General features: G+C 70.7%; 15 protein-coding genes. 11 read left to right on the top strand and 4 right to left on the bottom strand.

Annotated elements, in window-relative coordinates; genetic code table 11:
* The first annotated feature begins 390 nt into the window (after positions 1–390).
* Genes ACIRD7_RS15240 through ACIRD7_RS15250 form a run of 3 tightly spaced genes read left to right on the top strand, consistent with a single transcriptional unit; the run spans position 391 to position 3,201 of the window.
* Positions 391–2,322 (top strand): MFS transporter, encoded by a 1,932-nt coding sequence (locus ACIRD7_RS15240; protein WP_403453290.1) that lies wholly within the window; start codon positions 391–393, stop codon positions 2,320–2,322.
* A gap of 21 nt (positions 2,323–2,343) precedes the next feature.
* A complete protein-coding gene (locus ACIRD7_RS15245) occupies positions 2,344–2,736 on the top strand; it encodes a DUF2267 domain-containing protein (protein ID WP_403453291.1) in 393 nt (130 codons plus the stop codon).
* 36 nt (positions 2,737–2,772) lie between these two features.
* The gene (locus ACIRD7_RS15250; RefSeq protein ID WP_403453292.1) at positions 2,773–3,201 is read left to right on the top strand and encodes a DUF2267 domain-containing protein; all 429 of its coding nucleotides are present in this window, start codon (positions 2,773–2,775) and stop codon (positions 3,199–3,201) included.
* A 114-nt stretch (positions 3,202–3,315) separates the two neighbouring features.
* Here ACIRD7_RS15250 and ACIRD7_RS15255 read toward each other — a convergent pair whose 3' ends face one another.
* A complete protein-coding gene (locus tag ACIRD7_RS15255) occupies positions 3,316–4,509 on the bottom strand; it encodes a PP2C family protein-serine/threonine phosphatase (RefSeq protein WP_403453293.1) in 1,194 nt (397 codons plus the stop codon).
* A 55-nt stretch (positions 4,510–4,564) separates the two neighbouring features.
* Positions 4,565–5,014 carry a DUF1931 family protein gene (locus tag ACIRD7_RS15260; RefSeq protein ID WP_403453294.1) on the bottom strand — a complete coding sequence of 150 codons (450 nt, stop codon included), beginning with the start codon at positions 5,012–5,014 and terminating at the stop codon, positions 4,565–4,567.
* A gap of 532 nt (positions 5,015–5,546) precedes the next feature.
* Between ACIRD7_RS15260 and ACIRD7_RS15265 the strand changes: the two genes are divergently transcribed.
* The 5 genes from ACIRD7_RS15265 to ACIRD7_RS15285 all read left to right on the top strand — a co-directional run bounded on the left by ACIRD7_RS15265 (position 5,547) and on the right by ACIRD7_RS15285 (position 13,647).
* Positions 5,547–6,689, top strand: coding sequence for a hypothetical protein (locus ACIRD7_RS15265; protein WP_403453295.1), 1,143 nt, complete (start codon positions 5,547–5,549; stop codon positions 6,687–6,689).
* Positions 6,690–7,300: 611 nt separating this feature from the next.
* Positions 7,301–8,464, top strand: a complete 1,164-nt coding sequence (locus ACIRD7_RS15270; RefSeq protein ID WP_403453296.1) for an acetate/propionate family kinase — start codon at positions 7,301–7,303, stop codon at positions 8,462–8,464.
* 439 nt (positions 8,465–8,903) lie between these two features.
* Positions 8,904–9,686: an oxygenase MpaB family protein gene (locus ACIRD7_RS15275; protein WP_403453846.1), complete on the top strand. Its 783-nt coding sequence runs from the start codon at positions 8,904–8,906 to the stop codon at positions 9,684–9,686.
* 63 nt (positions 9,687–9,749) lie between these two features.
* Complete coding sequence (locus ACIRD7_RS15280; protein WP_403453297.1) at positions 9,750–11,990, top strand: tetratricopeptide repeat protein; 2,241 nt, start codon at positions 9,750–9,752, stop codon at positions 11,988–11,990.
* Between the two features lie 82 nt (positions 11,991–12,072).
* Positions 12,073–13,647, top strand: coding sequence for a phytoene desaturase family protein (locus ACIRD7_RS15285; RefSeq protein ID WP_403453298.1), 1,575 nt, complete (start codon positions 12,073–12,075; stop codon positions 13,645–13,647).
* Here ACIRD7_RS15285 and ACIRD7_RS15290 read toward each other — a convergent pair.
* Complete coding sequence (locus ACIRD7_RS15290; protein WP_403453299.1) at positions 13,644–14,459, bottom strand: SDR family NAD(P)-dependent oxidoreductase; 816 nt, start codon at positions 14,457–14,459, stop codon at positions 13,644–13,646. The two genes, ACIRD7_RS15285 and ACIRD7_RS15290, sit on opposite strands and share 4 nt — an antisense overlap.
* 54 nt (positions 14,460–14,513) lie before the next feature.
* On the opposite strand from ACIRD7_RS15290, the gene ACIRD7_RS15295 reads away from it, so the two are divergent.
* Positions 14,514–15,365: a helix-turn-helix transcriptional regulator gene (locus tag ACIRD7_RS15295; RefSeq protein ID WP_403453300.1), complete on the top strand. Its 852-nt coding sequence runs from the start codon at positions 14,514–14,516 to the stop codon at positions 15,363–15,365.
* A gap of 4 nt (positions 15,366–15,369) precedes the next feature.
* Here the strand turns inward: ACIRD7_RS15295 and ACIRD7_RS15300 are convergent, their stop codons facing one another.
* Positions 15,370–17,139 carry a serine hydrolase gene (locus ACIRD7_RS15300; RefSeq protein WP_403453301.1) on the bottom strand — a complete coding sequence of 590 codons (1,770 nt, stop codon included), beginning with the start codon at positions 17,137–17,139 and terminating at the stop codon, positions 15,370–15,372.
* 169 nt (positions 17,140–17,308) lie between these two features.
* Between ACIRD7_RS15300 and ACIRD7_RS15305 the strand changes: the two genes are divergently transcribed.
* On the top strand, positions 17,309–18,418 hold the full coding sequence (locus ACIRD7_RS15305) for an NAD(P)H-dependent flavin oxidoreductase (protein ID WP_403453302.1): 1,110 nt from the start codon (positions 17,309–17,311) through the stop codon (positions 18,416–18,418).
* A complete protein-coding gene (locus ACIRD7_RS15310) occupies positions 18,415–19,992 on the top strand; it encodes an acyl-CoA synthetase (protein WP_403453303.1) in 1,578 nt (525 codons plus the stop codon). The genes ACIRD7_RS15305 and ACIRD7_RS15310 overlap by 4 nt, the downstream gene beginning before the upstream one ends.
* Positions 19,993–19,994 lie beyond the last annotated feature (2 nt).

Consider the following 19,994-nt stretch of genomic DNA (forward strand, 5'->3'; position numbering starts at 1 on the left):
CGTCCCGCATCACAAGCCCTCACCTCGGCGGAGACTCGGCACGCGGCTCCCCACAGGCTTCCCTTCGGCGCCCCAGCCGCCAGGCGCGCAGCAGCCGAAGGGGGAGCAGGCCCAGCGGTGCTCGCCGGCCCATGTCCGTCTGGTCCTCGCGGTCGAATGCCCGTGCGTAACGCTCGGCGTCCTGGGCCGTGGGATATCGCTTGCTGCCCTCCGCTCCGCACCCGCGCGCGCAGTGCCAGAGCATCGTGTCGCCCTCATGGAGAAAGCGAAAACGGTGTCCCAGAAGGTGGCAGCGCAGCACAGAAGACCACCCTATGCGGACCTGTCCATTCCGGCCTGCTCTGTCCCTTTCCGGGCAACAGCCCATGGCCCTGCACGAGGAGGCACGGCATGACCACCACCGCGGAGCTCGGTGTCGTCACCACCAAGGTCCCCGCTCGGCTGGACCGGCTGCCGTGGTCCCGGTTCCACTGGCGGATCGTCATCGGTCTGGGCACCGTCTGGATTCTGGACGGACTCGAGGTGACGATCGTCGGGGCGGTTGCCGCCCGGATGACCGAGCCGGGCAGCGGCATCAACCTGACCAGCGCCGACATAGGCACTGCCGCCGCCATCTACGTGGCGGGCGCATGCGCGGGCGCTCTGCTGTTCGGGAGGCTCACCGACCGCTACGGGCGCAAGAAGCTGTTCATGCTCACGCTCGGCATCTACATCCTCGCCACCGTCGCGACCGCGTTCGCCCACGACGCCTGGTACCTCTACCTCGCCCGGTTCATCACCGGTATGGGCATCGGCGGAGAGTACGCCGCGATCAACTCGGCCATCGACGAGCTGATTCCCGCACGTAACCGCGGGCAGGTGGACCTGGCCATCAACGGCAGCTACTGGGTCGGTGCGGCGCTCGGCAGCCTGGTCGCCGTGCTGCTCCTCAACGAGAGTCTGCTGGCAGCCGACCTGGGCTGGCGGCTGGCCTTCGGCCTGGGCGGCATTCTGGGTCTGGGCATCATGCTGGTACGCCGCCATGTGCCGGAGAGTCCGCGCTGGCTGTTCATACACGGGCATGAAGACGAGGCTGAACGCATCGTCGACCGGATCGAGGCCGAGGTGCGCCAAGAGACCGGCCAGGAGCTTCCTGAACCGGGCGAGGCGGTCACCGTACGGCAGCGCGACGTCATCCCGTTCAGGGAGATCGCCGGCGCGGCCCTGCGGCGGTACCCGCGTCGCGCCGTTCTCGGTCTGGCGCTCTTCGTCGGACAGGCGTTCCTGTACAACGCGATCGTCTTCGACCTGGGCACGATCCTGAACGGCTTCTTCGACATCGGCTCCGGCTCGATCCCCTACTTCCTTGCCCTCTTCGCGATCGCCAACTTCCTCGGACCACTCCTTCTCGGCCGGCTGTTCGACACCGTCGGCAGAAAGCCGATGATCGCGGCCACCTACTTCGGCTCGGCGGTCGTGGCAGCCGTCCTCGCCCTCCTGCTGGCCGGCGGCTCCCTGACGACGTGGGGCTTCTTCCTGCTGGTCTCGCTGACCTTCTTCGTGGCGTCCGCGGGAGCGAGCTCGGCCTACCTGACGGTGAGCGAGGTCTTCCCCATGGAGACCCGAGCCCTGTCCATCTCGCTGTTCTTCGCGATCGGCACGGCCGTGGGCGGAATCACCGGCCCACTGCTGTTCGGCCACTTGATTCACACCGGCGATGCCGACGTGGTGGCCATCGGCTTCCTAGTCGGAGCGGCCGCCATGGCGCTGGGCGGGCTGGCCGAGGTCTTCTTCGGTGTCCGGGCCGAACAACAGTCCCTCGAGAACATCGCCCGGCCGCTCACCGCCGAGGAAGCCGACGCTGCCTTGCGCGACGAGCCAGCGCCCCAGGACGCACGAGACCACCGCCGGCCCGAGCACGTCCGGCAGGCCGCGGACGAGCGGGAACAGCGGATCGCCGACCGCACCGCCCGCCGCCGGGAGCGGGAGCGCACCGGAGCCCGCCGCTACCGCCCGGGCCCCGGACCAGGCAGCAGGATGTACTCGCCGGGGATGGCCGGCACCGCGGGCACGGCAAGCCGTACGTCCGCCATCGCCGAACTACGCCTCGACGACGAGATCGAACAGATCACCCACGCGCTCCGAGAAACCGGCCCGACGAGCCGCGACCGACTCGAACAGGCCGTGGGCGGCCGTTCCTGGGGCCCCGGACGCTTCCGCAGTGCCCTGCGTGAGTCCGAGCGGGAGTCCAGGGCCAGGGGCCTTGCCAACGGCGGCTACGCGCCGACGGACGGACACGGCCGGCCCGACAGCGCACCGGACGACCCCCATGACCAGCGGTGACCGGGAGAGAAGGAGGCAGCGATGAAATACGACGGATTCCTCGCCCAAGTACGCGAGCGAGGCGACTACAACGACCAGAACGAAGCCGCGGACGTCACCAACGCCGTGCTGGAAGTGCTGGCCCAACGGATCAGCCCTGGGGAGGTCAAGGATCTCGCATCCCAGCTGCCCGGCCCGCTGGGACAGGTTCTGGACCATGCCACGCCGCAGCAGGCGCAGAGCTTCGGGATCGAAGAGTTCTACCGCCGGGTCGCCGAGCGCACCCATGCCCGGCCGCGGACGGCGCAGTGGGACGCCAGCGCGGTGCTGACCACCGTCGCCGACGCTGTCACCGGTGGAGAACTGAATCAGATCATCAGTCAACTCCCCTCCAGTTACGCGCTCCTGTTCGGCAAGGCCGACCTCGCGGACTGAGCCTGTGAGGGCGCCCGGAACGAAAGGCCCACGCAAATGGTTGATACAGGTTTCGCCTCGTTCGACACCATGGTGGACAAGGCCAATCGGCTCCTCAAAGACGTCGAGGAGGCTTTCGAGTGGCCCAAGGAACGGCGTAAGCAGTCGTACGCGGCACTTCGGGCCGTGCTGCACCCACTCCGGGATCGTCTCCCGGTCGAGACGGCCGTACAGTTCGGTGCCCAGCTGCCGACCCTCGTCAGAGGCGTCTACTACGACGGCTGGAAGCCGGCCGAGACGCCCGTGAAGATGAGCAACGAGGAGTTCTTCGCACGGGTCCGGAGCGAATTTCCCTATGCGGTCGAGGGCGGCAGCGAGAAGCTGGTGCGCACCGTGCTGAAATCCATGGAGCGCCATGTGAGCGCCGGTGAATGGCAGCACCTCAAATCCCGGGTGCCGGACTCGCTTGCCGCGCTCCTGCCGTGACCCGGGAGAAGGAGGTCATGAGCGCCGAGGAGGTCATGAGCGCGGCCCCACGCGCTGAGCAGTCCCACGGCGCCCCGGCTGCGCCTTCCGGCTCTTGCGGTCACGGATCAGCGGTCACGGAACAGGGGGCTGCCAGTCGACCATCAAGATCGTGGCGTCGTCGCTGAGTGCGTCGTGCTGATGCTCGAGGATGGCGTGGATGAGCAGGCGCAACACTTCCGGGGCGCTCTGCCCTGCCGCGGTCGACCGGATGATGTAGTCGGTGAAGCGCTCCAGGCCGAACTCTTCGCCTGCCTCGTCGCGTGATTCCACGACGCCGTCCGAGTAAAGCAGTATTCGGTCACCGGGTTCGAGGCTGACCTCGTGCACCTGACGGGCGGTCCCGGCGAGACTGGCGGGCAGACCCAAAGGAGGCTCAGGTGGCCGCTCCAAGGCCTTGTGGAGCAGACGGTGGCGACGGATGAGCAACGGAGGCGGGTGGCCGCAGTTGCACCAGCGCAGCACACCGGTGGGCATGTGCAACTGGGTGAAGACACCCGTGCAGAACTGATCCGGAAGCCACTTCGCCAACGCGTCGTCCATGGTGCCCACGAGTTCGTTCAGGTCTGCCCCGCTGCGCCGGGCGTTACGGCAGCCCGCCATGGCGACAGAGGTGGCTAGTCCGGACGCCAGATCGTGCCCCATGCCGTCAAGGACTGCGGCGTGCAGAACGTCCTCGGTGAACGCATGGTCGAAAGCATCGCCACCCAATTCGTACGCAGGCTCCACAACCGCCGTCGACACGACCCGCCCTGTACCGATCGACCGGGGAGGGAGAAAGGCCCTCACCATCTCCGTGGGCAGGTGCATCGGCCTGGTACGCATGCGCTGCGCGAGGGTGTCACTGTAGGTGCGCTTGGATGTGATGATCAGTGCGAGGAGCAGCGCCATCGTTCGACAGCGTCGTAGCTTGAGCCCGTCCAAGGTGCTCATGTTCAGCTCCACGACGCCCAGCCGCTCCGCTCCGTCGGCCAGGGGCAGCCATACGATCAGTCCCCCGGAGGGGACTTCCTCCACTCGGAGAGAGCCGGTGCGGTAGGCCCATCCGGCAAGCGAAGTGTCGAGCTCCAGTTCCGGCTCGCCTTCGACAAGCGGCACCAGCAGTCTTTGCTGGATGTCGACCAGATAGATGACGGCCCTGCCCAGACCCATGGCCTCGGCATACCGGCTCAGGACCACGGGCAGCTCCGCGGGTGATGCCAGCTGGGCTGCCCTGACCAGTTCCTCCAGCAGCCGCTCCCCGGACCCGTTGGACACGTTCCCGTCCATGCCTTCGATGGTCCCTTCGAGGCCGTGCCCTGCACCCGCCTGTTCCGGTCGCCACTCACAGCAGGAGGTCGAAGACGGCTCGGGCCTCGTTCCAGTGCTGGGTCTGCGGGTTCTTCAGATCGGGGTGGAGGATCTTGAAGCTCTGGGCAAGGGCCAGGCTGATTCCGCCGATGATGTCCGGATAGGCCGCCTCGGTCTCCTCGTCGGGCGTGCGGTCCAGAGTGGGATGGGTGGCGAGCTGTTCCAGGATCGGCTTGAGCTCTACGTCCTGGTCGATCTTCCGGAAGTGGTGAATGCTCTCCTGCAGGCCTTTCGTGATCGGCAAGTCACTGGTCCGGATGATGTCGCGCCCGTTGGCCTTGGCAGTGGCCTGGGCGACGGTCAGCAGATCGTAGAGCTTGGCATCGACGAAGTCGCTGTAGCGCTTGAGATCGTTCTTGTCGACGTCCAGTCCTGCGGCCGTGCGAAAGAACCTCTCGAATCTGGCGATGGACATCACGGTCATGATGGCAACCTCCGGCTGCGGGAGCCGGGTCGCTCCCGGCCCCTGGGCTTCGCAGTCAGCCTGGCCGACGGGGGCGTGTGAACGCATGCGCATGCCGGGCCTAATTAGCCTCCCCTGATTGCCCTGCCAGGCCTATGCGTCCGACTGCCCGGGTTGTCGGACGGGCGTGCGGACCGACAGCAGGGCCACGGAGCGCTCGGGAGAGGCCGGTGAGCAGCAGCCGGGGCCGGTCGACGCGGCCCGTCCTGCCCACCAGCCGCCCCGACGCCGGGCAGGACGTAGCGCTCTGCCTCGCAGCCGTTCTGGTTTTCCCGCGTGACAGGGCTTGCCGGACTCCGGCTCCCGGGGCGGATACCGAATGGGGGTGGTCGGTGGCGCGGCGTGCGGTGCGTGCCAGGGTGCGGCCCGGGAGATCCGGCCGTACCGCCTGCACCTGCAGGCGGAGGCCGGCGCGTCACGCGGCGTCGACGTTACCTCGGTGGCGTCTGCGGGCACTTGGGATCGCGGGGCAGCCCACGAGGAGGGTCCACTCATGCCGGTGTCGTCGCAGGGCGTTACGGTCGTGGCTCTCCTGGCGGATCCGGACGCGCCGACGGAGATCGCTCAGCGCATGGCCCGGACACTTCCTGATCGGCTCGCCGACAAGTCAGGCCAGGGGCGACGGTTCGACGTCGAGGTGGTCAGTGAGCCCTTCACCTCGGGGACGGAAGACCCGCCCACCTTGATGCGCCGGATCATGGACCGTGGGAGTGCGGAGAACTGGGACATCGTCGTGGCTCTCACCGACCTTCCGCTGCACTCACACGGGCGCAAGCTCGCTGTGAACCTGAATCACGAACACGGCCTGGCACTGCTCTCTCTTCCTTCACTGGGAGGCCTGCGGCTCCAGTCGAGGGCCCGACGAGCGGTCGAAGAGGCCGTGCTTGGCTTGGCGGGTCCGCAAACCACCGGGGCTGAAGGACCTCCGCGAAGCCAGCCGCTTCTGGGGCCCTTCGTCAATCGCCTCGCGCCTGGGCATCGGGGCCGAACCGGGGAGACCGGGGAGAAGGAGACCGACGATCTTCGGTACGTCGTCAGCGGGCCGCGCGGATACCTGCGGGTGCTCGCCGGTATGGTCCGCGCCAACCGGCCGTGGCGATTGGTGCCGGGCTTGTCGAAAGCCCTGGCGGCCGCACTCGCCACGGGAGCAGTCGCCACCGTGAACTCCACCGTCTGGAGCCTGGCCGCGTCCCTCAGCACGCCACGCCTCGTGATCGCCACGGTCGGGTCTGTCGGGCTCATGATCGGCTGGCTGATCATAGACGCGGAGCTGTGGCATCGATCAGCGGAGAGCTCGCCGGAGGCGAGGCAGAGGGCGCGGCTGTACAACGCCTCGACGGTCTTGACCGTGGGTATCGGGGTGCTTGTCTGCTACGTGGGTTTGATGGTCATCAACTGGGTGTGGGCGCTGTTCATCCTCAACGACCAAGTGTTCGCTTCCATGACGCGAACCCCGCTGCACGCCGAGGAGTACTTGACGTTGTCATGGTTCGTCGCTTCGACCGCCACCGTGGGTGGCGCGCTGGGATCAGGCTTGGAGAGCGACGATGCGATCCGGGCAGCCGCCTACTCCAAGCGGGAACAGGAACGCCGCCACACGCTTCAAGACGACCAAGGTGACCAGCCCTCGAGGTGAACCGACGCCGACACAACTGGCTCCCGAACGCGTGTGCGGCATCGCCGCTCAAGGCGACGGGTCAGAACCCACTCACGGGGGTTGGTGAGGGCTCCGACGACAGGGAGCGCGGCGTCTCCTGGGGCGGGAAGTCGCCTCCCGGCGGCTCGGGTGGACGAGCGGATCCTTCCCTGTGATGGCAGCCTGGGGGGAGGCGGCGAGGCGCGACATCACCGAGGCCTACCAGGCGGCAGGACAAGGGATATGAGGCAGCCCGACGCGGACACGAACGGCAGGAACCTGCGGCCCGTCCTGGCGCCGACTCGGGGTCTGCCCTCCGATTCTGCCGGGACCTCGCCTCCGGCCCGCGGGAGGAACCGCGCCGCCGCACCGCCAGGGGCATCCGCCGGCAGACGGACACCGGCGGCGCCCCTGGCGGCGAACGAACAGGTCGACGCGTCCTACCTGGCCGGAACGTCGGCACCTGCCTGGAGGACGGCGACTGGGACATCAGTGTCTTCCTCACCGACCTGCCGAGCCGGGCGCAGCACACCCGGTCCGCACCGAGGCCGACCCCGAGCACTCCGTGGCGGGCGCACCGTGCCGGGGCGCACGTGCACTGGAGGTGTGTGATGAGTACTGACCGCTCCCATGAGAGCCGTGATGGTCACGTACTGGTCTTGGACGCCGGCTCTTCGAGCCTTCACATAACTCTGTTCGCGGCGGACGGTGAACGGGTGGCGGTTCGAGACGCCTCGGAGCCCCCGGGACCTGCTGCGGCGGCGGAACTGCGGAACTTCCTCAGCGAGGTGCCCGCTCCTGCGGCGGTTGGCCACCGCATTGTCCACGGCGGTCCGCACCTGACTGGACATACGCTGATCGACGCACGCGTGCGGGCTCTGCTGGCGGACATCGCCGATCTCGCGCCGTTGCACGTGACCCCTGCCCTGCATGTGGTCGATGGCGCACGAGAACTCCTGCCCGACGTTCCTCATATCGCCTGCTTCGACACTGTGTTTCACAAGGATCTGCCGGCACAGGCGCGCACGTACGCCGTGCCGGAGCGATGGCGGGCCGAATACGGGCTGCGCCGTTACGGCTTCCACGGGCTTTCCTACTCGTGGGCACTGCAGAGGACGGCGCAGGCCCTGGGCCGATCCGTCGACAACCTCCAAGTCGTGCTCGTGCACTTGGGCGGCGGCTGCTCGGCCTGCGCCGTCCGCAACGGACGCAGCGTGGACACCACCATGGGCCTCACTCCGCTGGAAGGCCTGGTGATGAGCCGGCGCAGCGGCAGCCTCGACCCCGGCGCGCTGCTGTGGCTGCAGCGGCGGCACGGTCTGAGCACGGACGAATTGGATGACACACTCCACCGGCATTCCGGTCTGCTCGGTCTCTCCGGTACCTCGGGAGACACCCGGGACCTGGTTGCCGCCCGCGCGGAGGGTGATGCCGCGGCCGAGTTGGCGCTGGCGACGTTCACACTCAGCTGCCGCAGGGCCATCGCCTCGATGGCCGCCTCGCTGGACCGGCTGGACGCGCTGGTCTTCACCGGGGAGATCGGCGAGGACCAACCCGAGGTACGCGAGGAGATCTGCTCGGCCCTGACTGTTCTCGGTGTACGAGGCGGGCTGCTCGTCCCCGAACTGGAAGATCTGATGCGGGAAGGCCACCGACGCATCGACCAGGCGGTGGGAGGGGTCCCGGTCCTCGTGGTCGCGACCGGCGAGACGCAGCAGATCGCCGCCGAGACCCGACGGGTGGTGCTCGGCATTGCAGCGTGGTCATCTCGTTGAGGGCGAAGAACTCGACGACGTCGTGGCGGTCAAAAGGGGCACGGAAATCCGAGCGAACCTGGCCGCCGAGTTCGAGGCGGAACTGGGCAGCAGCGCCCGCGGGGAGACTCGCGAGGCCGGCGTCGACGACGAGACCACGACGCCTTCGCACGCGCGAGCTGGGTCTTCGTCAGACCGAACCAGCGGACCCGCGAAGCGCCGTCGCGCGCGGCACCCGGGCGCGTGTCGGACTCGAACGCGTCAGCGAAGTCCGGTTGAGGCGCCAGCGCCGGCGCCGGTGCGGACGAACCGTGCGGATCGCCGGGGCCTTCCCATGTCGCCCGCGATGCGTACCGTGTTCGGCGTACGCCATACGAAGCGGAGAGGGGCGACGGTGGCCTTCCTGGGGGACGACCGGGCCGCGGTGCGGTCGGTGACCTGGCAGCTGCACGCCGACCCCATGATGTGGGTCGCCGGAATCCGCGCGCTCTACCTTCAGGCCCTGCACCCCCGGGCCGTGCGCGGCGTCATGCAGAACTCCGACTTCCGGCGCGACGCGTGGGGCCGCCTGCTGCGCACCGCCAACTTCGTCGGCACCATCACCTACGGCACCACCGAGGCCGTCGAGAAGGCCGGCGCCCGGGTGCGGAAGATCCACAGCATGCTGAGCGCCACCGACCCGGACACCGGCGAGCGGTACGGCGTCGACGAACCCGAACTGCTGCTGTGGGTGCACTGCGCCGAGATCGACTCCTATCTGCAGGTCGCGCGCCGCTCCGGCATCCGCCTCACCGAGGAGCAGGCCGACCGCTACATCGACGAACAGCGCCTCGGCGCCCGTCTGGTGGGCCTCGACCCGGGCGCCGTACCGGCGAACCAGGCCGAGATGGCGGCCTACTTCGAGAAGGTGCGCCCCCAGCTCGCGAGCGGACCCGAGGCACGCGCGGTGGACGACTTCCTGCTCCGCCCGCCGACGCATCCCCTCCTCGTCCCGGCGCGCGAGGTGCTGTGGCGGCGCGTGGCGCAGCTGGCGTACGCCGCCCTGCCGCCGTACGCCCACGAGCTGTACGGCAGACCGGCCCCGAAACCCGCCGCCGTCACCCGTCAGTTGCGTGTCACGGGCACCCTGCTGCGCTGCGTTCCCGCACGTCTGCGCTGGCAACTCCCGCCCAAACACATCCTGCGCGCCATGGCACGGCTCGGCCCCGGCGCGCGCCCGGCACCGTACAAACTCGGGCGATAGCTCGCCATACTGGACGTGCCCAGGGAGGGTGGGGCGGACCACAACGGGGGGCGAGCGCGGGAGATGGGGGACAGCAGGCTGATCCAGGGCCGGTACCGGCTGCTCGATCCGATCGGGCGCGGCGGTATGGGCGAGGTGTGGCGTGCGCGCGACGAGTCGCTGGGGCGGCACGTCGCCGTGAAGTGCCTGAAACCCCTGGGACCGCACCACGACCACTCCTTCACCCGGGTCCTGCGGGAGCGGTTCCGCCGCGAGGCCAGGGTGGCGGCGGCGCTCCAGCACCGCGGGGTGACCGTCGTCCACGACTTCGGCGAGTCGGACGGTGTGCTGTTCCTGGTCATGGAGCTGCTGGAGGGCCGCAACCTCAGCCAGCTCCTGGAGGACAACAAGCACCATCCGCTGCCCGTCCCGGACGTCGTCGACATCGCCGACCAGGTCGCCGCCGCCCTGGCCTACACCCACCAGCAGGGCATCGTGCACCGCGATCTGAAGCCGGCGAACATCATGCGGCTGGCCGACGGCACGGTGAAGATCTGCGACTTCGGCATAGCGCGCCTCGCCCACGACATCGGCTTCACCTCCCGGCTGACCGGCACCGGCATCGCGATGGGCACCCCGCACTACATGTCCCCGGAACAGATCGGCGGGGAGGAGGTGGACCAGCGCAGCGACCTGTACTCGCTGGGCTGTGTGCCGTACGAGATCGCCACCGGGGTACCGCCGTTCGACCTCGACGACCCCTGGGCGATCCTCGTCGGCCACCGCGACACCCCGCCCCGCCCGCCCCGCAGCCACCGCGCCGAGCTGCCCGAGTACTTCGAGCGGGTCATCCTCGACCTGCTGGCCAAGCGCCCCGAGGAACGCCCGTACGACGGACAGGAGCTGGGCCGCAGAATCGGTCTGGGCCGTACGACCCCGGCGTACGTGCCGACCGTGGTGACCCCGCAGCCCGCCCTGCGGCCCCCGCAGCCCGTGGCCAGGGAGACCCGCCTGCCGTCCTGGACCCACGGCATGACCACCGGCCACAAGGCCACCGGCGCCGGACTGCGCAACACGCCGCCCGACGCCGCGGCCGGCCTCACCGGCGAGTGGATCCCGCGTCCGGCCACGGGACGGCCCGACGAGACGGCCGTACCGCAGGAGCCGCCCGCTCCGTCCGTGGCGACCCTGACCGCGTTGGCCGGGCGGCACAACGCCGGGCTGAGCCTGGGCCGGCTGGGCCGCTGGAGCGAGGCCGGCGAGGTGCACCGGGCCGTCGCCGCCGAACGCGAGCACCTGCTCGGCCCGGACCACCCCGACACGCTCGCCAGCCGCTACGAGGTCGCCTTCACGCTCAGTCGCACCGGCCGCGCCGCCGACGCGCTGCGCGAGTACAAGCACGTCGCCCGCGCCCGTAGCCTCGCGCTCGGCCCGGACCATCCCGACACGCTCGCGGCCCGGCAGGAAATGGCCTATGTACTCGGCCAGTTGGGCCGCCACTTCGACGCGCACCAGGTCTACACGTCGGTGCTGATCGCCCGCGAGCGCGCCATGGGCGCCGACCACCCCGACACCCTGCGCTGCCGCCACAACCTCGCCTTCAACCTCAGCAGGCTCGGCCGGCTGGAGGACTCGTACCGGATGGCCGAGGAGGTCGCCGCCGCCCGTGCCCGCATCCTCGGCCCGCACCACCCCGAAACCCTGGTCACCCGGTACGAAGTCGCCTACGCGCTAGGCCAGTTGGGTCGCTGGGAGGATGCCCTGCGGACCTACGGCGAGGTCGCCGAGGCGCGGGCCCGGGCCCTCGGGCCCGACCATCCCGACACGCTCGCCGCCCGCTACGAGGTGGGCATCAGCCTCGGCCGGCTCGGCCGCAGTGCGGAGGCGCTGCGGCTCTACCGCGACCTCGTCGACGACCGCACCCGCGTCCACGGCCCCGCCCATCCCGAGACCCTGCGCGCCCGCCACGGCCTCGGCGTCAACCTCGGCCGCCTCGGCCGCTGGGAGGAGGCCCTGGCCGAGTCGCGTGACGTGTGCGCGATCCGGGAGCGGGTGCTGGGCACCGACCACCCGGACACCCTGGTCAGCCGGCGTGAGGTCGCGGTCGGTCTCGGCTGGCTGGGCCGCTGGCCGGACGCGCTCGCCGAGTACCGCAGGGTCGCCGACGCCCGCGAGCGCGTCCTCGGCGGCGACCACCCCGACACCCTCGCCAGCCGCAACGACGAGGCCCACTGCCTGCAGCAGCTGGGGCGGGGCGCGGAGGCGGTCGAGCTGTACCGCAGGGTGGCGCTGCTGCGGCAGCAGCGGGCGACCGGCGGCACATGAACCCCTTGGGAGGCCCCGCCGGCCGTGACGCCCCGGTGTTCCCCCTCTGGCCGACCTAGATCATCGCGTGTTACGAAGAACCATGCCTGCACACGAGGGAAACCCGGGACACCGTACGTACGACGCCGTGATCGTCGGCGGGGGCCACAACGGTCTGGTCGCCGCCGCCTACCTGGCCCGCGCCGGAAAGTCCGTGCTGGTGCTGGAGCGGCTCGACCACACCGGGGGCGCCGCCGTGTCCACACGGCCGTTCGCCGGCGTCGACGCCCGCCTCTCCCGCTACTCGTACCTGGTCAGCCTGCTGCCCCAGAAGATCGTCCGGGACCTCGGCCTGACCTTCCGCGTGCGCAAGCGCGACGTCTCCTCGTACACGCCCGTCGAACGGGACGGCCGGCCGACCGGACTGCTGGTGGGCGGCGGCGAGGAACGCACCCGGGAGGCGTTCGCCCGGCTGACGGGCGGGGAGCGCGAGTACGAGGCCTGGCAGCGCTTCTACGGCATGACCGGCGAGGTGGCCGGGCGGGTGTTCCCGACGCTCACCGAACCCCTGCCGAGCCGCGAGGAGCTGCGCCGCCGGGTGGCCGACGAGGAGGCCTGGCGGATCCTCTTCGAGGAGCCGATCGGCGTGGCGATCGAGGAGCGCTTCACGGACGACCTGGTGCGGGGCGTGGTCCTGACGGACGCCCTGATCGGCACCTTCGCCGACGCCCACGACACCTCGCTCAAGCAGAACCGTTGCTTCCTCTACCACGTGATCGGCGGCGGCACCGGCGACTGGGACGTCCCCGTCGGCGGCATGGGCGCCCTCACCGACGCGCTGGCCGCGGCGGCACGCGAGGCGGGCGCGGTCATCGCCACCGGGCACGAGGCTATCCGCGTCGACACCGACGGCCGGGCGGCCGAGGTCACCTACCGCACGGCGGACGGCGAGGGGGTGGCCGCCGCCCGGCACGTCCTGGTGAACGCCTCCCCGCAGGCCCTGGCCGCCCTCACCGGCGACACGCCCCCGGCGCCCGCCGAGGGCGCCCAGCTCAAGGTGAACATGCTGCTCAAGCGGCTGCCCCGGCTCCGCGACAGCTCTGTCGACCCACGTGAGGCATTCGCCGGCACCTTCCACATCGCCGAGGGCTACGACCAGCTGGCCACCGCCCACGCCCAGGCCGCCGCCGGCCGGCTCCCCGCAGCCCCGCCGTCCGAGATCTACTGCCACTCGCTCACCGACCCGACGATCCTCGGCCCCGACCTCGTGGCACAGGGCTACCAGACCCTGACCCTCTTCGGCCTGCACACCCCGGCCCGCCTCTTCGCGCACGACAACGACGCCGTGCGCGAGGAACTGCTGAAGTCGACCCTCGCCCAGCTGGACGCCCAGCTCGCCGAGCCGATCGCCGACTGCCTGGCGACGGACGCGGACGGGCGCCCCTGCATCGAGGCCAAGAGCCCGCTGGACCTGGACCACGACCTGCGGCTGCCCGGCGGGAACATCTTCCACCGGGAGCTCGCGTGGCCGTACGCCGAGGAGGGCACCGGCCGCTGGGGCGTGGAGACCCGCCAGGCGAACGTGCTGCTGTGCGGGGCGGGCGCGGTGCGCGGGGGAGGGGTGAGCGGCGTGCCGGGGCACAACGCGGCGATGGCGGTGCTGGAGGACGCCGACTAGGCGCGGGCGCCGCCGTCCACCTGGAGGATCACGCCCGTGACGTAGGACGCGCGATCGCTCAGGAGCCACGCCGCGGCCTGGGCGATCTCCTCCGGGTCGGCGGCCCGGCCCAGCGGGTTCTGGGCGGTGATCCGGTCGATGATGCCGGGGGAGTCGCGCTCCCACTCGTCGACCATGTCGGTGAGGGTGAGCCCGGGGGCGACGGCGTTGACGCGGATGCCCTCACGGCCGTACGTGACGGCGGCCGAGCCGGTGAGGCTGTTGACCGCCCGCTTCATCGCGCCGTACACCGGCAGCTCCGGATTGGCCGCGAGGCTGCCAACGCTGGAGTTGTTGACGATCGCGCCGCGCCCGGCCGTGGCGCGGATGGCGGCGACCTCGGCCTTCATGGCCAGCCACGGCCCCCTGAGGTTGACGGCGCCGATCCGGTCGAACTCGGCCTCCGACAGCTCGTCCATGGGGCCGGGCGACTGGATCGTCGCACCGTTGTTGAAGGCGACGTCCAGCCGGCCGTACAGCTCCACGGCCCGGTCGACGGCGGTGCGGACGCTGCCGGCGTCGGCCAGGTCGCACAGCACATGGTCCGCGCTGCCGCCCGCCGCCCGGATCTCCTCCGTGACGGCCTTCAGCTGGGCTTCCGTACGGGCCGCCAGCAGCACTCGGGCACCCTCGCGGGCGAACAGCCGGGCAGCGGCGGCGCCTATGCCGCGCCCGGCGCCGGTGACGAACGCGACCTTGCCTTCGAGCAGGCCGGTCGCGGTGACAGATGTGTTGTTCATGCCGTCGAGCCTGCGACCGGCCGCGGGGCTCATCCAGGCACCGGCGGTACCTGGCTGCGCACCCGGACGCCCGCGCACACTGGAGACGTGGACCGACGACAACTGGCGGACTTCCTGCGCAGCAGGCGCGAGCGCATCGCCCCCGCCGACGTGGGGCTGCCGACGGGCTCGCGGCGGCGTACGCCGGGGCTGCGCCGCGAGGAGGTGGCGCAGCTGGCGTTCATCTCCACCGAGTACTACACACGGCTGGAGCAGGCCCGCGCGCCGCATCCCTCACGCGAGGTGCTGGCCCAGCTGGCCCGCGCCCTGCGCCTCTCCGACGCGGAGCGCACCCACCTGCACCACCTCGCCGGGGCGCCGCCCGGACCACCGCCGGGCCCCTCCCGCGAGGTCCGCCGGAGCATCGTCGACCTCCTGCACCGGCTGCCGCAGGCAGCGGCGATCGTCGTCTCGGCCGCCTTCGAGATCATCGCCTGGAACGACCTCGCGGCCGCCCTCATGGAGGACTTCTCCGCGCTGCCCCGCCGCGAGCGCAACCTCGTCCGGCGCGCCTTCCTCGGACCGCACCGGGAGGGCAGGCGGCTCTACGGCGTCTCCGACGTCACCGAGTTCGCCCGGAACTCGGCGCAGGAACTGCGCGCCGCCGCGGCCCGCTACCCCGACGACCCGGAACTGACCGGGCTGGTCCGCGAACTCCTGGACGGCAGCGAGGAGTTCGCCCGGCTGTGGGCGGACCACGGCGTGACGTCCGTGCCCACGCTCCGCAAGACCTTCGACCATCCCCTAGTCGGCCCCGTCACCGTCAACTGCGACGTCCTGGACATCGCCGACCGCGACCAGCGGGTCGTCATCTACACCGCCACCCCCGGAACGCCCTCCGAGGAGGCCCTACGGCTGCTGTCCGTCATCGGCACACAGCGCCTGGACGTACCCGGCTGAGCGGTCAGTCCGCCGAGGCCGTCCAGCCGCTCGCCGTGATCCGCGCCGCGTCCGCCGGCCGGCCCTCGTCGAACAGGACCGAGCGCCCCGCCTCGACGCGCAGTCCGTCGACGTAGGCCCCACGGCCCACGTACAGCCGGTCGGTGGCGTACCGCCAGCGGACCACGAGCCCCGGGTGCGCGGGGAGTTGGGCCGAGAGGCGGTGCCACACCCGGCCCGACCAGCCGGTCACCGTGCCCGCCGGGTGGTCCTGCGGCCGCTCGCCGTGGCGGGTCGTCGTGAAGGGGACCGGCTGCCAGGTCGTGCCCCCGTCGGTGGTCGCCTCCAATGCGAGCGTGTCCGCCTGAGGTTCGGTGTCCCACCACAGGGCGCAGCGCAGGCGGGCGCCTGCGGAGGACGTGTCGAGCGCGGGGAGCGCGAGGGTCGCGGTCGTGGCGGATGCCATTCCGGAGAACCATGCCGTACGGCCGTACCGCGGGCGCACCGCCACCGCGCGGGCCATGCCATTCGCGGTGGCGACCCGGGGCGCGGAACCGGAGCGCCAACTGCGCACCGGGTGCACGGAGTTGCCGAGGACGACGAGGAAGGAGTCGGTCGTCGGGTCGAGGACCAGCGAGGTGCCGGTGAAGCCGGTGTGCCCGGCGGTGCGCGGGGTGGCCATCGCGCCCATGTACCAGTGCTGGTAGAGCTCGAAGCCGAGGCCGTGCTCGTCGCCGGGGAAGGCGGTGTTGAAGTCCGTGAACATCAGCTCCACCGACTGCGGCTCCAGGATGCGCGAGCGGCCGTAGGAGCCGCCGTTGAGCAGCGTCCGGCCGAGCACCGCGAGGTCCCAGGCATTCGAGAACACACCCGCGTGGCCCGCGACTCCGCCGAGGCTGAAGGCGTTCTCGTCGTGCACCTCGCCCCACACGAGACCACGGTCCAGGCCGGACCAGGGTTTGCGGGCGTCCTCGGTGGCCGCGATCCGGGGCTTCCAATCGGCGGGCGGGTTGTAGCGGGTGCGGCGCATGCCGAGCGGGCCGGTGATCTCGTCATGCAGGAGGGTGTCGAGCGCCCGGCCGGTGATCTTCTCCAGGACGAGCTGGAGGGAGATCAGGTTCAGGTCCGAGTAGAGGTAGGCGGTGCCCGGCGGGTTGAGCGGTGCCTCGTTCCAGATGAGCTCGAGCTTCTCCTCGTGTGTCGGCGCGCTGTAGAGCGGGATCCAGGCGCGGAACCCCGAGGTGTGGGTGAGGAGCTGACGGATCGTGATGTCCTGCTTGCCCGCGCGGCCGAAGTCCGGGAGGTAGGAGGCGACCGTCGCCCCCAGCCCGAGGGCACCGCGCTCGATCTGCTGCACGGCGAGGATCGAGGTGAACAGCTTGGAGACCGAGGCCAGATCGAAGACGGTGTCCTCGCCCATGGCGATCTGCCGGTCGGCAGGGAACTCGACGCCGGTGTCCGTCTTCTCGTCGTACGACTGGTAGCGCACCGCCATCCCGATCGGCTGGTGCAGGGCCACCGTGCCGCCCCGCCCGGCGAGCAGTACGGCGCCCGCGTACCACGGGTGCTTGGGGGAGGGGCGGAGGAAGGCCTCCGCGTCGGTGACCAGTTGCCGGAGGTGGGCGGGGAGGAGGCCGGCGCGCTCGGGGGAGCCGTGGCGCAAGGTGGTGGCACCGCGGTCGGAGGAGGCGGCCGCCGGTCCGGCGGGAAAGGGGGCGACGGCCAGGGCGCCGCCCAGAGCCACGATCCCTCTGCTCAGTTGACGCCGAGTCAGTCTGTTGCTGTCGTCCGTCATCGAGGTTCCTCCCACCGCTCGGGCTGAAAGTATCTTTCCGGGATCACCTTGCGTGATGAAACTTTCATGTCAGGAGTGAGCCGTGTCAACGGGGCGGTGGCCACAACAGATCTGACGGTGTATCAGAAAAGGCCTTCCGTCGTCCGGAGGACTGCGGCATCCTGCGCCCATGCAGACGGAGCTGAGCAAGAAACTGGGAGTCGAGCACGCCATTTTCGGCTTCACGCCGTTCCCCGCCGTCGCCGCGGCCATCAGCCGGGCCGGCGGCTTCGGAGTGCTCGGCGCGGTCCGCTACACGGCCCCCGGCGACCTCAAGCGCGACCTCGACTGGCTCGAGGCACATGTCGAGGGCCGGCCCTACGGCCTGGACGTCGTCATGCCGGCGAAGAAGGTCGAAGGTGTCAGCGAGGCCGACGTCGAGGCGATGATCCCCGAGGGGCACCGGCAGTTCGTCCAGGAGACCCTCGCCAAGTACGGCGTGCCCGACCTCGCCGAGGGTGAGGCCTCCGGCTGGCGGATCACCGGGTGGATGGAGCAGGTCGCCCGGACTCAGCTCGACGTCGCCTTCGACTACCCGATCAAGCTGCTCGCCAACGCCCTCGGCTCACCGCCCGCGGACGTCGTGGAGCGCGCCCACGACCGGGGCGTGCTCGTCGCCGCGCTCGCGGGCAGCGCCCGGCACGCCCGCAAGCACAAGGAGGCGGGCATCGACATCGTCGTGGCCCAGGGCTACGAGGCCGGCGGCCACACCGGTGAGATCGCCTCCATGGTGCTCACTCCCGAGGTGGTCGAGGCGGTCGACCCGCTGCCCGTGCTCGCCGCCGGGGGTATCGGCAGCGGCAGGCAGGTGGCCGCCGCGCTCAGTCTCGGCGCCCAGGGTGTGTGGCTGGGCTCCATATGGCTGACCACCACAGAAGCCGACCTGCACTCGCCCGCCCTGACCGCCAAACTGCTGGCCGCCGGTTCCGGCGACACCGTCCGCTCCCGCGCCCTGACCGGCAAGCCCGCACGGCAGCTGCGCACCGAGTGGACCGACGCCTGGGACGACCCGGACGGACCCGGCACCCTCCCCATGCCCCTGCAGGGACTGCTCGTGGCCGAGGCCGTCTCCCGCATCCAGAAGTACGAGGTCGGGCCACTCCTCGGCACGCCCGTCGGCCAGATCGTGGGCCGGATGAACACCGAACGGAGCGTCCAGGCCGTCTTCGACGACCTCACCCGCGGCTTCGAACAAGCCGTCGACCGCATCAACCGCATCGCCGGAAGGAGCGGACAGTGACCGGCACATCCGCGGCACACGCCGTCAGCACCCCGCCCGTCGGCTTCTGGGCCCAGGCCACCGCCGACCCCGACCGCACGGTCCTCGTCGCCCCCGACGGTGAGCGGTGGACCGCCGGTCGGCTGCACGCCGCCACCAACCGCCTGGTCCACGGCCTGCGCGCGGCGGGCCTGCGACGCGGCGACGCCTTCGCGGTCGTCCTGCCCAACGGCGTCGAGTTCTTCACGGCCTATCTGGCCGCCTCCCAGGCCGGGTTCTACCTGGTCCCCGTCAACCATCACTTCGTCGGACCCGAGATCGCCTGGATCGTCGCCGACTCCGGTGCCAAGGTGCTCGTCGCCCACGAGCGCTTCGCCGGCGCCGCCCGCCAGGCCGCCGAGGAGGCCGGCCTCCCGCAGACCCACCGCTACGCCGTCGGTGAGGTCGAGGGCTTCCGGCCGTACGCCGAACTCCTCGACGGGCAACCGGAGTCCGCGCCCGCCGACCGCACGCTCGGCTGGGTCATGAACTACACCTCCGGCACCACCGGCCGCCCCCGCGGCATCCGCCGCCCGCTGCCCGGCAAGCCGCCCGAGGAGGCCTACCTGGGCGGCTTCCTGGGCATCTTCGGGATCAAGCCGTTCGACGACAACGTGCATCTCGTCTGCTCACCGCTCTACCACACCGCCGTGCTCCAGTTCGCGGGCGCGTCCCTGCACATAGGGCACCGGCTGGTGCTGATGGACAAGTGGACACCGCAGGAGATGCTCCGTGTCATCGACACCCACAAGTGCACTCACACCCATATGGTCCCCACCCAGTTCCACCGTCTGCTGGCGCTCCCGGAGGACATCCGGTCCCGCTACGACGTCTCCTCCATGCGGCACGCCATCCACGGTGCCGCGCCCTGCCCCGACCACGTGAAGCGGGCGATGCTCGACTGGTGGGGACCCTGTGTGGAGGAGTACTACGCCGCCAGCGAGGGCGGCGGCGCCTTCGCCACCGCCGAGGACTGGCTGAAGAAGCCCGGCACGGTCGGCAAGCCCTGGCCGATCAGCGAACTCGCGATCTTCGACGACGACGGCAAGCGCCTCCCGCCCGGCGAACTCGGCACCGTCTACCTGAAGATGAACACCGGCGGCTTCGCCTACCACAAGGACGAGGCCAAGACGAAGAAGAACCGCATCGGAGACTTCTTCACCGTCGGCGACCTCGGCTACCTCGACGAGGACGGCTACCTCTTCCTCCGCGACCGCAAGATCGACATGATCATCTCCGGCGGGGTCAACATCTACCCCGCCGAGATCGAGTCCGTCCTGCTCGCCCACCCGGCCGTCGCGGACGCGGCCGCCTTCGGCATCCCCCACGACGACTGGGGCGAGGAGGTCAAGGCCGTCGTCGAACCGGCCCCGGGCCAGGAGCCGGGGCCGGCCCTCGCCGCCGCCATCCTCCACCACTGCGCCGGGCAACTCGCCGGGTACAAGCGGCCGAAGAGCGTCGACTTCATCGCCGAGATGCCGCGCGATCCCAACGGGAAGCTGTACAAGCGGCGGTTGCGGGATCCGTACTGGGAGGGCCGCTCCAGGCCCGTGTGACG

It is taken from the genome of Streptomyces sp. NPDC093568 (genome assembly GCF_044764945.1).
Taxonomy (GTDB): domain Bacteria; phylum Actinomycetota; class Actinomycetes; order Streptomycetales; family Streptomycetaceae; genus Streptomyces.